Genomic DNA, 13,792 nt, shown 5'->3' with positions numbered 1-13,792 from the left:
ATTCTCTCCTACTTCGATACTGGTACGTTCAGCTACGCCGCAGTGTACCGCTTTGTCTATTTCGCACAGAATACATTCTTATTTATATTCACGCGAGAGAATGTCTTCAACAGTTTCTCGCCGCACCATCGGCTTGATCTTTCCAGCCCGGACCGCAACCACGGCAGGGCGCCCAAATGAGTTGTAATTCGAGCTCATCGGGTAGCAATACGCTCCTGTCGCAGGCATCGCGATCAGGTCGCCGCTGACAATGTCGTCCGGCCACTGAGCATCCTCGATGAGAATATCGCCGGACTCACAGTGGGAACCCACCACACGAGTTGCCACCGGCTGGCCGCCTGTAAACCTGTTGACCACCCGGCCCTCGTAGACGGCGGCGTAAAGCGCTGGACGAATGTTGTCGCTCATGCCACCGTCAACGGAAATGTAGCGACGCGTCTTGGTGTACGAAATCTCGACGTCTTTGACCACGCCCGCGCTGTATAGCGTAATGGCGGATGGCCCGGCGATCGCACGGCCAGGCTCGACAACCACGGTCGGCGACGAGATGCCGAGTTCACCGGCAGCCTCGTCGACGGCAGCCAACAGATCTTTCGCAACCGCAGCAACGTCCAATGGCGCTTCTTCCTCAAGCTGCGCGATGCCATATCCGCCGCCAAGGTCCAAGTACTCAAGCGCAACGCCGCGCTCGGTCCAAATCTGCGCATACAGCGCAAGCACACGTTCCGCGGCGAGCTTGAACCCCTCTGCATCAAAGACCTGGGAGCCTACGTGGCAGTGCAGGCCGGTCAGGCGCAGATGCTCCGCATCGATCGCGGCACACGCCGCCTGATAGGCAGAGCCAGACGCCAAGGAAATACCAAACTTTTGGTCCTCGTGGCTCGTCGCGATGAATTCGTGTGTGTGCGCGTCTACGCCTGGCTTCACGCGGATAAAGACCTCTTGGGTGGTCCCCATTTCCCCGGCAAGCTCATTGAGCTCTCGAAGCTCCTGGTGAGAATCAAGGACGACGTGCGCTACCCCGGAATCGATGCACAGCTGCAGAAAGCTGCGCGACTTATTATTCCCGTGCACCGTAATCCGCTCTGGCGGAAAGTTTGCAGCAAGCGCAATGCGAAGCTCATTTTCGCTCGCAACATCAAGCGCGAGGCCTTCCTCGTCAACCCAGTGGGCAATGTGCGTGGTCAAGAACGCCTTCGACGCGTAGTGCACATGTGCTGGGTCACCGAACGCCTTTGCCATATCGCGACACCGCGAGCGGAAGTCGTCCTCATCCACCACCATGACGGGCGTACCGTACTCTTCGGCAATCTCTGGAAGGGGCACGCCAGCGATAGTCACGACCCCGTCTTCTTCTCGTTTGGTGTTGCGTGGCCATACGTGCGCGGGAAGCGCATCAAACGCTGCGGTCATGTACTTCCTCCTACATCCGTTCCGGCGCGCTCACGCCGATCATGCCGAGTGCGTTTGCAAGTACCTGGCGCGCCGCCATCGCCAGTGCGAAGCGCGCGGTATGCAACGGCTCAACTTCTTCGCCAGGCTTCGGCAGGATCTGGCAGGCGTCGTAAAACTTGTGGAAGGAGCTAGCTAGTTCCTCCGCGTAGCGCGCGATTCGGTGCGGTTCGCGCAGCTGCGCGGCGGTGCTCACCACCTCCGGGAACTCACCCAGGGTACGAATGAGGTCGCCCTCCTTTTCGTGCTCAAGCAACGCAACGTCCGCGCCGTCGATGGTGACGCCAGCTTCCTTCGCCTTGCGTGCGATGGAGCACAGACGCGCGTGACCGTACTGCACGTAGTACACGGGATTGTCGGAGGACTGCTTAGTCCACAGGTCAAGGTCAATGTCCAACGTGGAATCCACAGAGGAGCGCACGAGCGAGTAGCGAGCCCCGTCAACGCCGATAGCGTCCACGAGATCGTTGAGAGTAATGATCGTCCCGGCGCGCTTCGACATCTTGACTGGCTGGCCATCACGCACAAGGTTGACCATCTGACCAATGAGCACCTCGACAGCCTCAGGGTCATAGCCAAGAGCCTGCGCTGCGGCGCGGAGGCGCGCAATGTAGCCGTGGTGGTCCGCGCCAAGCATGTAGATCGCCAGTGTGTGACCGCGGTCAAACTTGTCTGCCACGTACGCGATGTCGCCCGCGATGTAGGCGGCGTCGCCATCGGACTTCAGCACGACACGGTCCTTGTCGTCGCCAAACTGGGAAGAGCGCAACCACCAGGCGCCCTCGTTTTCGTACAGGTTGCCGTTGTCTTTGAGCGTTGCAATCGCCTTATCGACGGCCCCGCTCTCAAACAGCGAATTTTCGTGGAAGAACACGTCGAAGTCCACGCCGAACTCGTGTAGGGACTCCTTGATCTGAGCAAACATCATTTCCACGCCTGCGGCACGGAACGTTTCCTGCACGTCTTCGGGGCTGCCATCAAGCGCATTCGGCTGCTTCGCCACAATGTCGGCGGCAATGTCATTGATGTAGGAGCCGCCGTAGCCGTCCTCTGGAGTCGGCTCCCCCTTTGCCGCTGCTACTAGTGAACGTGCGAAGCGGTCAATTTGGCCACCGTGATCGTTGAAGTAGTACTCGCGGGTCACCTCGGCACCGCTCGCCTCTAGCACGCGGCCAAGCGAGTCGCCCACAGCTGCCCAGCGGGTCCCGCCAAGGTGGATCGGGCCGGTTGGGTTCGCCGAGACGAATTCGAGGTTGATGCGCTGGCCGTCAAGAAGAGATGAATTGCCGAAGGTCTCGCCTGCCGCCAAGATGTCCGCAACCAGCTGTCCCTGCGCGTCGGTGGCAAGGCGCAGGTTCAAGAACCCTGGGCCTGCGACGTCAGCTTCTGCGATTGCGGGGTTTTCCAGGAGGGCGTCGGCAAGCCACTGTGCAAGCTCGCGCGGGTTCGTACCGGCTTTCTTCGCCACCTGCAGTGCGATATTCGTCGCGTAATCGCCGTGCTCAGGGTTGCGCGGACGCTCGACGGTCACTGCATCGGGCACGACGGATGCGTCGAGATTGTGGTCGGAAAGCACCTTGACGGTCGCTTCATGAACTGTTGTAGCGAGATCAGCTGGAGTCATGGGCAAACAGTCTAATTCACGTGCCGGACATTCTCCCTATTCCCCCATAAATGCCGCGCGACCCCCATTTGACTACCCCCACCATAGGTACTGAAAACGCTACTAGCTTGAACTTCTACAGACCTCATCCATTTGTGTGACCTAGCATACTTTTTGGTTTTCTCATTGCAGATGTCACCACAGTATTTTGGGGAGGTATTTTGTGTAGCCCTCTGACTCCAAGGAGTGTCTCAGTGGACAAGTTTCAAATTATTACCGACGCAGTAGGGGGAAGCCTCGGGCTTTCTGCGCTCGTTTCCACGATTCCCCTTCTGACGTTTTTCTTCATGCTGCTCGCGGTCAAGGCTCGTGCGCACACGTCCGGTGCGGTGGCCCTGATCGCCGCTATTGCAGTCGCCGTTTTCGGCTTCAACATGCCAACCGAGATGGCACTTGCGACTGCACTACGCGGCGGATTGTTCGGACTCTTCCCAATCGTGTGGGTGATCTTGACCGCGATCTGGTTTTACCAAATTACGGTTGCATCGCGTCGCTTTGAAGATCTTCGCCTGGTCTTTGACAAGATGGGCAGCGGCGACGTCCGCATCCAAGCAATGCTCATTGCATTCTGCTTCGGTGGCCTACTCGAGGCCCTCGCTGGATTCGGCGCACCCGTCGCGATTACCGCGACGATGATCCTGGCGCTCGGCATCCCACCTTTGAAAGCCGCAACGGTAGTCTTGATTGCAAATACAGCGCCTGTGGCATTCGGCGCCGTCGCCATCCCCATTACCACCGCGGGCGAGGTCGGTGGCCGCACCCTCGAGCAAACGCAGAACATCGCCGCGATCGTTGGCCACCAGACCCCTCTGCTCGCATTCTTTGTTCCTTTCATCATCGCAGCAATTATCGACGGCTGGCGAGGCATCAAAGAAACCGCACCTATCGCAGTGACGATCGGACTGAGCTTCGGCATTGCCCAGTGGTGGACGTCGAACCACTTCGCCTACCAACTCACGGATGTCGTAGCCTGCATCGTTGCCCTTGGGGCTGCCTTCGTGGCGCTTCGCTTCTGGAAGCCTTCGACTACTGCCGCTCTCCGCGAACGCCTCGGCTTGCCTGAGTACGAGGACAATACTGAACTGCCTGGCACCCGCGTGTGGATGGCGCTGATGCCGTACGCAGTCGTGGTTGTAGTCTTCGGTCTAGCGAACCTAGGCACAACCATCCCGCAGTGGCTGAGCTCGTTCAAGATCAGCCTGACATGGCCTGTTATCGAGCGCGGACTGCTCTTCAACCAGCTGGGTGAGCCAATCAACACCGACTACACCTTCGCCTACATCAACAACCCCGGCACGCTCCTGGTCATTTCTGGCCTCATCGTCGCTATCGCCTACATGATCTTTGACGGCAACGGCCTCTACCAGCTCAACTGGGCACAGGTGGGGCGTGAATTCGTCGATACTTTCTGGCGCATGCGCTGGTCATCGACCACTATCATGTTGGTGCTCGCGTTGGCCTACGTCATGAACTACTCGGGCCAGACCGTTTCGATCGGCGAGTTTTTCGCCAACATGGGCGGCGTATTCGCATTCGCTGCCCCAGTGCTTGGTTGGGTCGGCGTGGCAGTAACCGGCTCCGACACCTCCGCCAACGCGCTCTTCGCCAATCTGCAAGTGACTGCGGCGAATAAGTTGGGGCTGAACCCAGACCTGATGCTGGCGGCGAATACGACCGGTGGTGTCGTCGGCAAGATGATTTCGCCGCAGTCGCTCGCTATTGCCGCAACCGCTGTGAATATGGAGGGTAAAGAGTCCGAACTCTTTAAGAAGGTCGCTGGCTTCTCGGCAGCATTCTTGGTAGCAGTGTGCGTAATTGTGTTCCTGCAAACCAACATACTGAGTTTTCTAGCCCCAACTGTTGTACCGTAGACGTATTACCATTATCTGTATCGTTCACGACCAACAAAGGAGTCCACATTGCGAGTAGCACTGTTTTCTACTTGTATCGGTGACGCCCTGTTCCCTGACGCGCACAAGGCTTCAGCGCTTGTTCTCTCTCGTCTGGGCTACGAAGTAGTCTTCCCTGAGGGCCAAACCTGCTGTGGCCAGATGCACGTCAACACGGGCTACCAGGAACAAGCTGTGCCGATCATCCAGACATACGCCGATGCGTTTGCCGACCCTTCCATCGACTATGTCGTGGCCCCCTCCGGCTCCTGCGCAGGCGCAGTTCGCGAACAGCACGTGCGCCTCGCCGAACGATACGGCAACAAAGCACTTGTCGACGGCGCTACGCAAGCAGCGAATAAAACCTACGAGCTCACCGAGTTCATCGTGGACGTCGCTGGCGTGACCAACCTCGGCGCGTTCTTCCCACACAGGGTGACTTACCACGAGTCTTGTCACTCTCGCCGCTTCCTGAAGGTCGGCGACCGCCCTTACAAGTTGCTTGAAGCCGTCGAAGGCATCGAGCTCGTGGACCTGCCGAACGTCGAAGAGTGCTGCGGATTCGGCGGCACCTTCTCGGTGAAACTGCCCGAGGTTTCCGCGGCGATGGTTTCCGACAAGGTGCGCCACATCAAGGAGTCAAAGGCGGAGTTTGTCACTGCCGGTGACTCCTCGTGCTTGATGAACATCGCTGGCGCGATGAGCCGCCAGCACAACGGCATCCGCGCGCTGCATATTGCAGAGATTCTCGCATCCACGAAGGAACACCCGTGGACGCCTACGACCGCTGCGTATTCGAAGGAGAAAATGCTGTGAAAGTTGCACTCGGCAAGCCAACGATGCCCCCAGTGGCGCAAGGACCGAACCACCTGCGTGGCTCGGAGCGCTTCGGACAGGCTGCGCACCACGAACTCGATAACGTTACGAAGCGTCGTAACCTCAACTACGCAACCACTGCTATTCGTGTAAAGCGTCAAAACGTTGTCGACGAGCTCGACGACTGGCAGGAGCTTCGCACCGCTGGCTCCACCATCAAGCAGGATGTTGCGGCTCGCATGCCTGAGCTGCTCGAGGAGTTCGAGCGCAACGTCACCGCGCGTGGCGGCCACGTCCACTGGGCGCGCGACGCCAAGGAAGCCAACGAGATCATCGCTTCGCTCATTGAGGAGACAGGCGAGACTGAGGTTGTCAAGATCAAGTCGATGGCAACGCAGGAGATCGCGCTCAACGAAGAGCTGGAGAAGCGCGGCATCCACGCACAGGAAACCGACCTTGCGGAGCTCATCGTGCAGCTTGGTGAGGACTTCCCGTCGCACATTCTCGTGCCCGCAATCCACCGCAACCGCGAAGAAATCCGAAACATCTTCGTGGATAAGATGCCAAACACCGACGACTCACTGACGAACAACCCGGCAGAGCTCGCCGAAGCCTCCCGAACCTTCCTACGCGAACAGTTCATGAAGGCGAAGGTCGCGATCTCGGGTGCCAACTTCGGCATCGCGGAAACCGGTACCGTATCCATCGTCGAGTCCGAGGGCAATGGCCGCATGTGCTTGACCTTGCCGGAAACACTGATCTCAGTGATGGGCATCGAAAAGCTCCTGCCATCGTTCGAGGACCTCGGTGTCTTCCTGCAGTTGCTGCCACGCTCCTCCACCGGTGAGCGCATGAACCCGTACACCTCGCTGTGGTCCGGTGTTACTGAGGGCGACGGCCCGCAGAACTTCCACATCGTGCTCCTGGACAACGGTCGTACCCACGCGATGTCGAATGAGATCGGCCGCGAGGCGCTGAAGTGCATTCGCTGCTCCGCATGTCTCAACGTGTGCCCGGTCTACGAGCGCGCTGGTGGCCACTCCTACGGCTCGACGTACCCTGGCCCAATCGGCGCGATTATCACGCCGCAGCTGACCGGCATGGAGTCCGCCGAGGACCCGAACGCGTCGCTACCGTTCGCATCTTCCCTGTGTGGGCGCTGCAACGAAGTGTGCCCAGTGAAGATCCCGATCACAGACATCCTGCTTGAGCTTCGCCACCAAAAGGTAAAGGAGCACAAGCCTTTCCTGGAATCCACGGCCTTCGGCGCTATTTCCCTGCTGTGGGGCAAGCCTGCACTGTGGAACGCCGCAATGCACGTTGTAGCGCTGGGTCGCGTACTTGGCGGTTTCAAGGGCGAGATTTCCTCGATGCCCGGTTTCGTTGCTGGCTGGACCGACTACCGCGACGTAGCAGTTCCGCCGAAGAAGTCGTTCCGCCAGTGGTGGAATACGGACGAGGCGAAGGACCTCCTCGCTGAGGCCCGTCGCGAAGGCATCCCAGCTAATGTCAGGAAGGATGGCTAACAATGTCAAGCACCCGAAATGAAAGCGCGAAGCGCGAGATTCTTGACCGCATCCGCACTGCACAGAAGCTCTCCCATACCCCAGAGCACGTCGAACCTGTGCGCGAGTACCGCACCACCAGCGACCACACTCCCGAGCAGCTGCGCGAGATTCTCATCGATCGTCTCCTGGACTACAAGGCCACAGTTGTAGAGACAACGGAGGAGACCCTTGCCGCAGACATCGCCGATATTCTGGCGAAGCGCGAGGCAACCGAGATTGTTTACGCCCCGGGTCTCGACACCGCGCTGTTCGAAGAGTTTGCTGGCAGCGCCCGCCCAGACGACCCATCGAGCGATCCGCGTGAGCTCGGCACTATCGGTGCCGCAGTAACGGATTCCCACGTCACTTCAGCACAGACCGGTTCGATCGTGCTCGAAGCTGGCGAGCTGTGCGGCCGCCGTGCACTGTCACTGGTCCCCGATCGCCATGTGGTCATCGTCCGTCCAGAGTCAGTGGTCTACGGCGTGCCGGAAATGATCGCTCGCATCGATCCGGAAAAACCCGCTACCATGATTTCTGGTGGTTCAGCGACCTCAGATATCGAGCTTGTTCGTGTCGAGGGCGTCCACGGGCCCCGCGACCTGATCGTGATGGTTGTGAAGTAGAAACACACCGTCGACATTCCCTACCGATCAGCGCATCGGTAGGGATTTGTCTTTTCGCACCCCAACGGAAGGAATGCAATGCGCACCACAGCTTCAGTAATTGCGGCGCTCGGACTGCTTGGCATGGCCGTCGTAACGCCTGCTACTGCGCAGCCAGCACCGGCTGTGCAGTGGACCAAATGCCCGAAAGAAGTCAAAGATTCAACAGCGCAGTGCGGACACATCGACGTCCCCATGCGCTACAACCAGCCGAACGGCAAAAAGATTCAAATTGGATTCGTACGAGTCCCAGCGAAAACCCAAGCGCGCCGAGGCGCACTGTTTACCAACCCCGGTGGCCCAGGTGGCGACGCCTACGCTTACGCAGCCGGCAACATTCTTGATTTCCCGAAAGAACTCAACAACGAGTGGGACATCATCGGTGTGCAACCCCGTGGCCTGCCCGGCTCGACTGCACTTGAGTGCGCAATTCCCGATGTGAACGATCCTGGCCAGATAGCCAAGCTCACTGCTGACAGTCTCTTCAACGCAGGAGGTTTCAACCGTTCGGCCTGCCAAGGCGACAAGCCTGGCTACCCCGAAACCATCACCACGGAGAACACCGCGCGCGATTGGGAGGAAGTTCGACGCGCGCTGGGCTACCAGCAGATTTCCATCCTCGGTGTCTCCTACGGCACGTACCTTGGTTCCGTATACGCGACGCTATTCCCCCAGCACACCGACAAGGTTGTGCTTGACTCCGCAATGGATCCAACCCGTTCCTGGAACGGCATTGCCGCCGACCAACAAGCAGCGTACGAGAAGGCGCTCAACGAATACTTCGCGTGGGTAGCACTCAACGACGCCAAGTATCACATGGGCAACACTCCCCTGAAGGCGTACCAGTACTGGTCGCGCAAGGTAAGCGCGCAAGCGGGAACTAATCCCACCGTCACTCCCCCGCCTGCACGCGTTGGCGATCTGCCAGCGGGCCTGGAGTTCGCCGGACAGGCTGGCGCGGACGCCATGACAGCAGTCGGGAAAACCCGTGTCGAAGGTGAAGGCGTCATCAGCCGCATGCTGAACCCTGGTGCTGTACAAGCTAAGTCGCCGCTCCTGCAGGAGACCCGCGCTATGCTTCCAACCCCAAAGATGTGGGACTACCTGGCACGGTCCACAAACGGCACCCTGACCGCTGAAGAATCGAAGCAGCCGTCCAAGGAAGAGATTCAGCAGGCGGTGGATCAGATGATGGCGGTCGAGCAGCTGCAGGCTGCCCAGTGGTGCAATGAGAACGTTGTCCCCGGCGACCCAACGCTGCTCCCCTCATTTGCATGGTCACAGCTCACGGGAGACCCGTTTACGTTCTTCAACGCTTCACGCGGCTCAGGGTGGTACTGCAACGGCGCCGGCGCAGTCACCGGAATCGCGCCACTCAACGGGGCGGCATTAAAGACTCGCCCATTGCAGCTGTCCGCGACCCGTGACCCCCAGACGCCGTACTCAGGCCACGGACAACTCGCCCGCAGAATGGGAACCCAGGTAGTCACGATTCACGGCCCGGGCCACGCGCACTTCGGCACCGGCAATAAAGTTGTCGACGCCACCGTCATCAACTACCTGCGCACCGGCAAGGCCGATCGCACTGATGCACCAGGCTACTGGGAGGCCCAATAGCAGCTACTTTCCGCAGTCTTAGGCCAGTTATGTGCCCAGCATATCTGGTGCTAAGATTGCGTCATTGCTTGTGAATAAGCAGTGAGTCTCCGTAGCTCAGCGGATGAGAGCATCGGTTTCCGGTACCGAAGGTCGCAGGTTCGAATCCTGTCGGGGACACAATTTTCCGTGAGGGTTTTGCATATCTCACCACCCACGATTTGCAAAACTCTCTAGGCACCAAAATGGCACTCCAAAAGGGGTGCCATTTTGGTTATTAACCCAAAACGCGCCATTCCAAAATGGGAAACTCGCTCCAAAATGACGAAAACGCCGAGAACCCACATACCTTCTATGTGTTCTCGGCACCTGTGAGCGCACCCCAAACACTCACTTCCCCCGACTACATCAGTTCTTCCCACTCAGCATCTACCAGCACAGTCCCGTCATCGGACACGCCTACAGCGGGAAGTACCTCTAACGGTGGAATCCCAAACGACATGAGCATGCGCCCAAACGCTCGCTGACTCGGATAGTGCTCATCTTCTAGCCCCTCAGCATCCAGAATGACTTGCTCGGTCAGCACGGAAAGTCCGTACCAGAAATCCTCACGACTCCCGCGATACGTAAACGCCATGTAGCGAGTAGAAGCATCGTCTACGTCCCCGAACGTGAGGTCGCATCCTGGCTCCCAAGCATTTGCAGCATGCAGTTTGGCGATTTGCAGAAGCGTCAGAAGTGGGTTCTCGCGCGGGTCGATTAGGACCAGAAACTCGTCCGGGATCTCATCGACTTCGCGCCATTGCGCAACCTCTGCGCGGAGATGTCCAGCACTTACGTTTGGTTTGAAATTAGCAATCATCAGTCACCTTCCACTGCTCCGGGATTGCAAAACCGCCATCATCGAGGTAATGGTCCTTCCAATCCAAAATGGCGCGTTTCCAACGGGTGGGATCAGTCTCTTGCCACCCGTGGTCACGCTCGACAGAAAGATGCCCGTCTAGAAGGCGGGCGGTCGCGTCCGTTACGTCACCTGCCAGTGTGTAAGCGAAATCGCCAGGAAATAGAGCATCGGCCCATCGGATAAACGGCAAGAAAAGCGGGTCGTTAAAGTCCTCGCATGGCGGTTCCACCACAGTGCCATCCGGCAAGTGCTCGTAGTCGATGACGTGCTGGTTTTGCGCCATTTCCGTCTCGGCAATGTCCATCAGGCGGATCAAACGAGACGTGTTGAGAATCATCGCCCCATCAAGTGCTTCACCGTTTACACGCTTGACCCACCCGGCATGCACCAAACGCTCAATGCACTCTTTGAGTGGATACTCCGGTTCGCGCCACCAGGGACGCTCGTAGGCTTCCTCCGGGATGTAGTGAATCATCCCGACACAACCATGGCGGAAGTTCCCGTGACGGTCGATGATTTCTCCGGCGTAGTCATCGGCGTATTTGCTCACATGTGCGAGCGCGGTCTTGTCGTAGTACTCCAGTGATGGAGTCATCACTTGCATCACTGCGTCGTTGAGAATTTCTCCCAAATTGTCTCCTTTTGCTTGGGTTGCTAGCACGGAGTTGCGCCAACGATTTTAGAACCTTATTCCAGGGTGTTTGCGCATGTCAAGGGGTGTTTTTATCACTTAGTAGGCGTGGGATACACGTAGTAAGTAGAGGTGTTTTATGGCGCTGTATTGGGGCGTGAAAGTGTCGCGCGATCAGCAGCTGGGGACGTGCGTTTCCACGGAAGAAGCCGGCATTCAATGAAGGTGAACCTACATAGAAAGTAAGGGCGAATCAGGACGCAAGCAGGCAGTTGTTCCCGCTCGTGCTGACTGGACTACTCCTCGCCCGGATCAGCGTTGAGTTCCTCGCGTGAAAGTGGTTCCACCCCTGCATTACCACGCAGTTCGTTGATCAGATCACAGATCCAGCCGTAATCAATTTCGTCATCGGTATCGATCATCGCTATTGGGATCAGATCGTCTATCGAGGGGCGCTTCTTTCCTGGTTTGTCCAATATGCCCTCCTTGCACAACTAGACCGCTTGGTACGGTAGCGCCGTTTCGCGCGAAATGTCAAGAACATTTGTTCGACATAGTAGGTGTGCGATCACTTCCCAAGTCGCTCGCGTTTCTTCGCGCGGGTTATGAGACAATGCGAAACAGTACTTACCCCAATGGAAGCAGGTAGTTCATGATCCGCGACGCGCAAGCAGCAAACGAGGAAATCTCCCCGAACTCCTTCGAAGTGCAGCGCCTACAAGAAGCGCTCCCGAATTACTTCGATGCGGACGGCAACTTCCAACTAGAGAAGTTCCAAACCATGTTGAAAGAGCAGGAAGTCGAACTCTCCCGCGAGTCCTACGAACTCGGTTTTCTCGGCAAGTCCTACGCGCAACTACTCACGTCCGCACAGACAGAAACCGTCATCGTGCCAAACACCGCGCACAACCAGGACAAGCGCAACGCTGATAGTCACAACGTCTACATCACTGGCGACAACCTGGACGCGCTCAAGCACCTCTCGAAGTCGTACCGGGGGAAGATCAAGTGCATTTACATCGATCCTCCCTACAACACCGGCAAGGACGATTTCGCCTACGTAGATTCGTTCGATTTCACGCCTAAAGACTTGGAAGAACTCATCGGGGTTTCCCACGAAGAAGCGCTGCACATTCTTGACCTGCACGGCAAGGCTTCTCACTCGGCGTGGCTGACGTTCATGCTTCCCCGTCTCGTGCTCGCTCGAAACCTCTTAAGCAATGACGGGGTTATTTTCATCTCCATCGATGGAAACGAACTCAGCAACCTGCAACTGCTGCTCGATAGTGACGTGTTCGGAGAACAGAACCGGCTGGGAACGATTGTTTGGAAAAATGCCACAGACAACAACCCCTCACGAGTCGCTGAAGAGCATGAGTACATTGTCGTGTTCGCCAAGGATGAGCGCGTGGTCGAAGAGGTTTGGCGCTCACCCGAAAGTGCAATTAAAGACATGCTCGTTGCCAAGGGTGAGGAACTCATCGAGAAGTACGGGGAAACTGACCGTCTTCAGGCTGAGTATTCAGCATGGTTGCGAGCGCACCGACAGGAAATGGGTGAACTCGATAATTACAAATACATCGACCAGGAAGGCATCTACCAGGGCAGTCGTTCCGTTCACAACCCCGGTAAAGAGGGATACCGCTACGACGTGATTCACCCTGAAACGGGCAAGCCCACAACGCAGCCCATGATGGGTTACCGCTTCCCCGAATCGACCATGCGCGAACTCCTAGACCAGGGGAAGATCATCTTCGGGGCAGATGAGAACAAGATCGTGGAATTAAAGGTCTACGCGCACGAGTACGCGGTGAAACTCCCGAGCGTGATTAATCTGGATAGTCGCACGGGGGCGAACGAGGTTCGAGAATTGTTCGGGGGCGTGAAGGTTTTTACTAACCCCAAGCCGGTGAGTCTTCTTACCCAGTTGCTTTCGTTTGTTGCTAAGGACGGAGACACCGTTCTCGATTTCTTCTCCGGCTCATCGTCTACCGCACACGCGGTCATGGCGCTTAACGCCCGAGACGGGGCGAACCGGCGCATGATCACTGTCCAGATTGCGGAGCCGATCACGGATAAAAATGACACTGGGCGCAATGCTCTCGCCCAAGGATTCTCCACCATCGATGAGATCGGGCGCAAGCGCATCGAACTCGCAGCGGACAAGATCGCCCAAGACACCGGCGCGAGCATCGACTACGGCTTCAAGCACTACACGCTAGTCACTCCAGAGCAGGATGAAATCGACCGGCTGGAATCTTTCAATCCGGGCGAGGGGTTGTTCAATATTGATCCATTAGAGCGCTTGAATTTCGAGGACGCGCCCGCGAAAACGGTCATGCTCACAACCTGGGCGGTTCACGACGGTTACGGACTCACCCCAGAGGTCAAACAAGTTGAGCTCGACGGCTACACGCTCGACGTGGTTGGCTCATCCGCCTACATCATCGATGGCGGGTTCACCCCCAAGGACGTAATTGCGCTCATCCGTTTAATTGAGTCCGACCAACTTCATATTAACCACCTCGCATACTTCAATACGGCACTGTCATTCGTAGTGCTCACGGAGTTGAAGCAGGCGCTCAACCAGGTCTCTACTGGCAAGATTCACGTGGAAGCGCGGTGGTAG

11 protein-coding genes and 1 tRNA gene are annotated in these 13,792 nt (G+C 57.6%); 7 read left to right on the top strand and 5 right to left on the bottom strand.

Going from position 1 to position 13,792, the window contains the following annotated elements:
• Positions 1-78 precede the first annotated feature (78 nt).
• Positions 79-1,413, bottom strand: a complete 1,335-nt coding sequence (gene lysA, locus KBP54_RS04795) for a diaminopimelate decarboxylase (protein WP_256006469.1) — start codon at positions 1,411-1,413, stop codon at positions 79-81.
• Between the two features lie 10 nt (positions 1,414-1,423).
• The gene (gene argS, locus KBP54_RS04790) at positions 1,424-3,076 is read right to left on the bottom strand and encodes an arginine--tRNA ligase (protein WP_256006467.1); all 1,653 of its coding nucleotides are present in this window, start codon (positions 3,074-3,076) and stop codon (positions 1,424-1,426) included.
• Between the two features lie 233 nt (positions 3,077-3,309).
• Here argS and KBP54_RS04785 point away from each other — a divergent pair, with 233 nt between their 5' ends.
• From KBP54_RS04785 to KBP54_RS04760, 6 genes are all read left to right on the top strand, one after another.
• Entirely contained in the window at positions 3,310-4,986 is a 1,677-nt protein-coding gene (locus KBP54_RS04785) for an L-lactate permease (protein ID WP_256006465.1), read from the top strand.
• A 48-nt stretch (positions 4,987-5,034) separates the two neighbouring features.
• Positions 5,035-5,820, top strand: a complete 786-nt coding sequence (locus KBP54_RS04780; protein ID WP_071568621.1) for a (Fe-S)-binding protein — start codon at positions 5,035-5,037, stop codon at positions 5,818-5,820.
• Complete coding sequence (locus tag KBP54_RS04775; protein WP_256006463.1) at positions 5,817-7,346, top strand: LutB/LldF family L-lactate oxidation iron-sulfur protein; 1,530 nt, start codon at positions 5,817-5,819, stop codon at positions 7,344-7,346. Before KBP54_RS04780 ends, KBP54_RS04775 begins: the two co-directional genes overlap by 4 nt.
• 2 nt (positions 7,347-7,348) lie before the next feature.
• Positions 7,349-7,993, top strand: a complete 645-nt coding sequence (locus KBP54_RS04770) for a LutC/YkgG family protein (RefSeq protein ID WP_070479493.1) — start codon at positions 7,349-7,351, stop codon at positions 7,991-7,993.
• Between the two features lie 78 nt (positions 7,994-8,071).
• The gene (locus tag KBP54_RS04765) at positions 8,072-9,649 is read left to right on the top strand and encodes an alpha/beta fold hydrolase (RefSeq protein ID WP_070479492.1); all 1,578 of its coding nucleotides are present in this window, start codon (positions 8,072-8,074) and stop codon (positions 9,647-9,649) included.
• Between the two features lie 85 nt (positions 9,650-9,734).
• A tRNA-Arg gene (locus tag KBP54_RS04760) sits at positions 9,735-9,808 on the top strand.
• A 223-nt stretch (positions 9,809-10,031) separates the two neighbouring features.
• Here the strand turns inward: KBP54_RS04760 and KBP54_RS04755 are convergent.
• The 3 genes from KBP54_RS04755 to KBP54_RS04745 form a co-directional block, all read right to left on the bottom strand.
• Positions 10,032-10,490, bottom strand: a complete 459-nt coding sequence (locus KBP54_RS04755; RefSeq protein ID WP_256006461.1) for a hypothetical protein — start codon at positions 10,488-10,490, stop codon at positions 10,032-10,034.
• Positions 10,480-11,163, bottom strand: a complete 684-nt coding sequence (locus KBP54_RS04750; RefSeq protein WP_256006458.1) for a hypothetical protein — start codon at positions 11,161-11,163, stop codon at positions 10,480-10,482. The genes KBP54_RS04755 and KBP54_RS04750 overlap by 11 nt, the downstream gene beginning before the upstream one ends.
• A 296-nt stretch (positions 11,164-11,459) precedes the next feature.
• Positions 11,460-11,639: a hypothetical protein gene (locus KBP54_RS04745; protein ID WP_256006456.1), complete on the bottom strand. Its 180-nt coding sequence runs from the start codon at positions 11,637-11,639 to the stop codon at positions 11,460-11,462.
• Positions 11,640-11,815: 176 nt separating this feature from the next.
• On the opposite strand from KBP54_RS04745, the gene KBP54_RS04740 reads away from it, so the two are divergent.
• Positions 11,816-13,792 (top strand): site-specific DNA-methyltransferase, encoded by a 1,977-nt coding sequence (locus tag KBP54_RS04740; RefSeq protein ID WP_256006455.1) that lies wholly within the window; start codon positions 11,816-11,818, stop codon positions 13,790-13,792.

This window comes from Corynebacterium pseudogenitalium (assembly GCF_024453815.1).
GTDB lineage: Bacteria > Actinomycetota > Actinomycetes > Mycobacteriales > Mycobacteriaceae > Corynebacterium > Corynebacterium pseudogenitalium.
The sequence above is the reverse complement of the archived record's forward strand: the minus strand, read 5'-3'. Positions and strand labels throughout refer to the sequence as shown.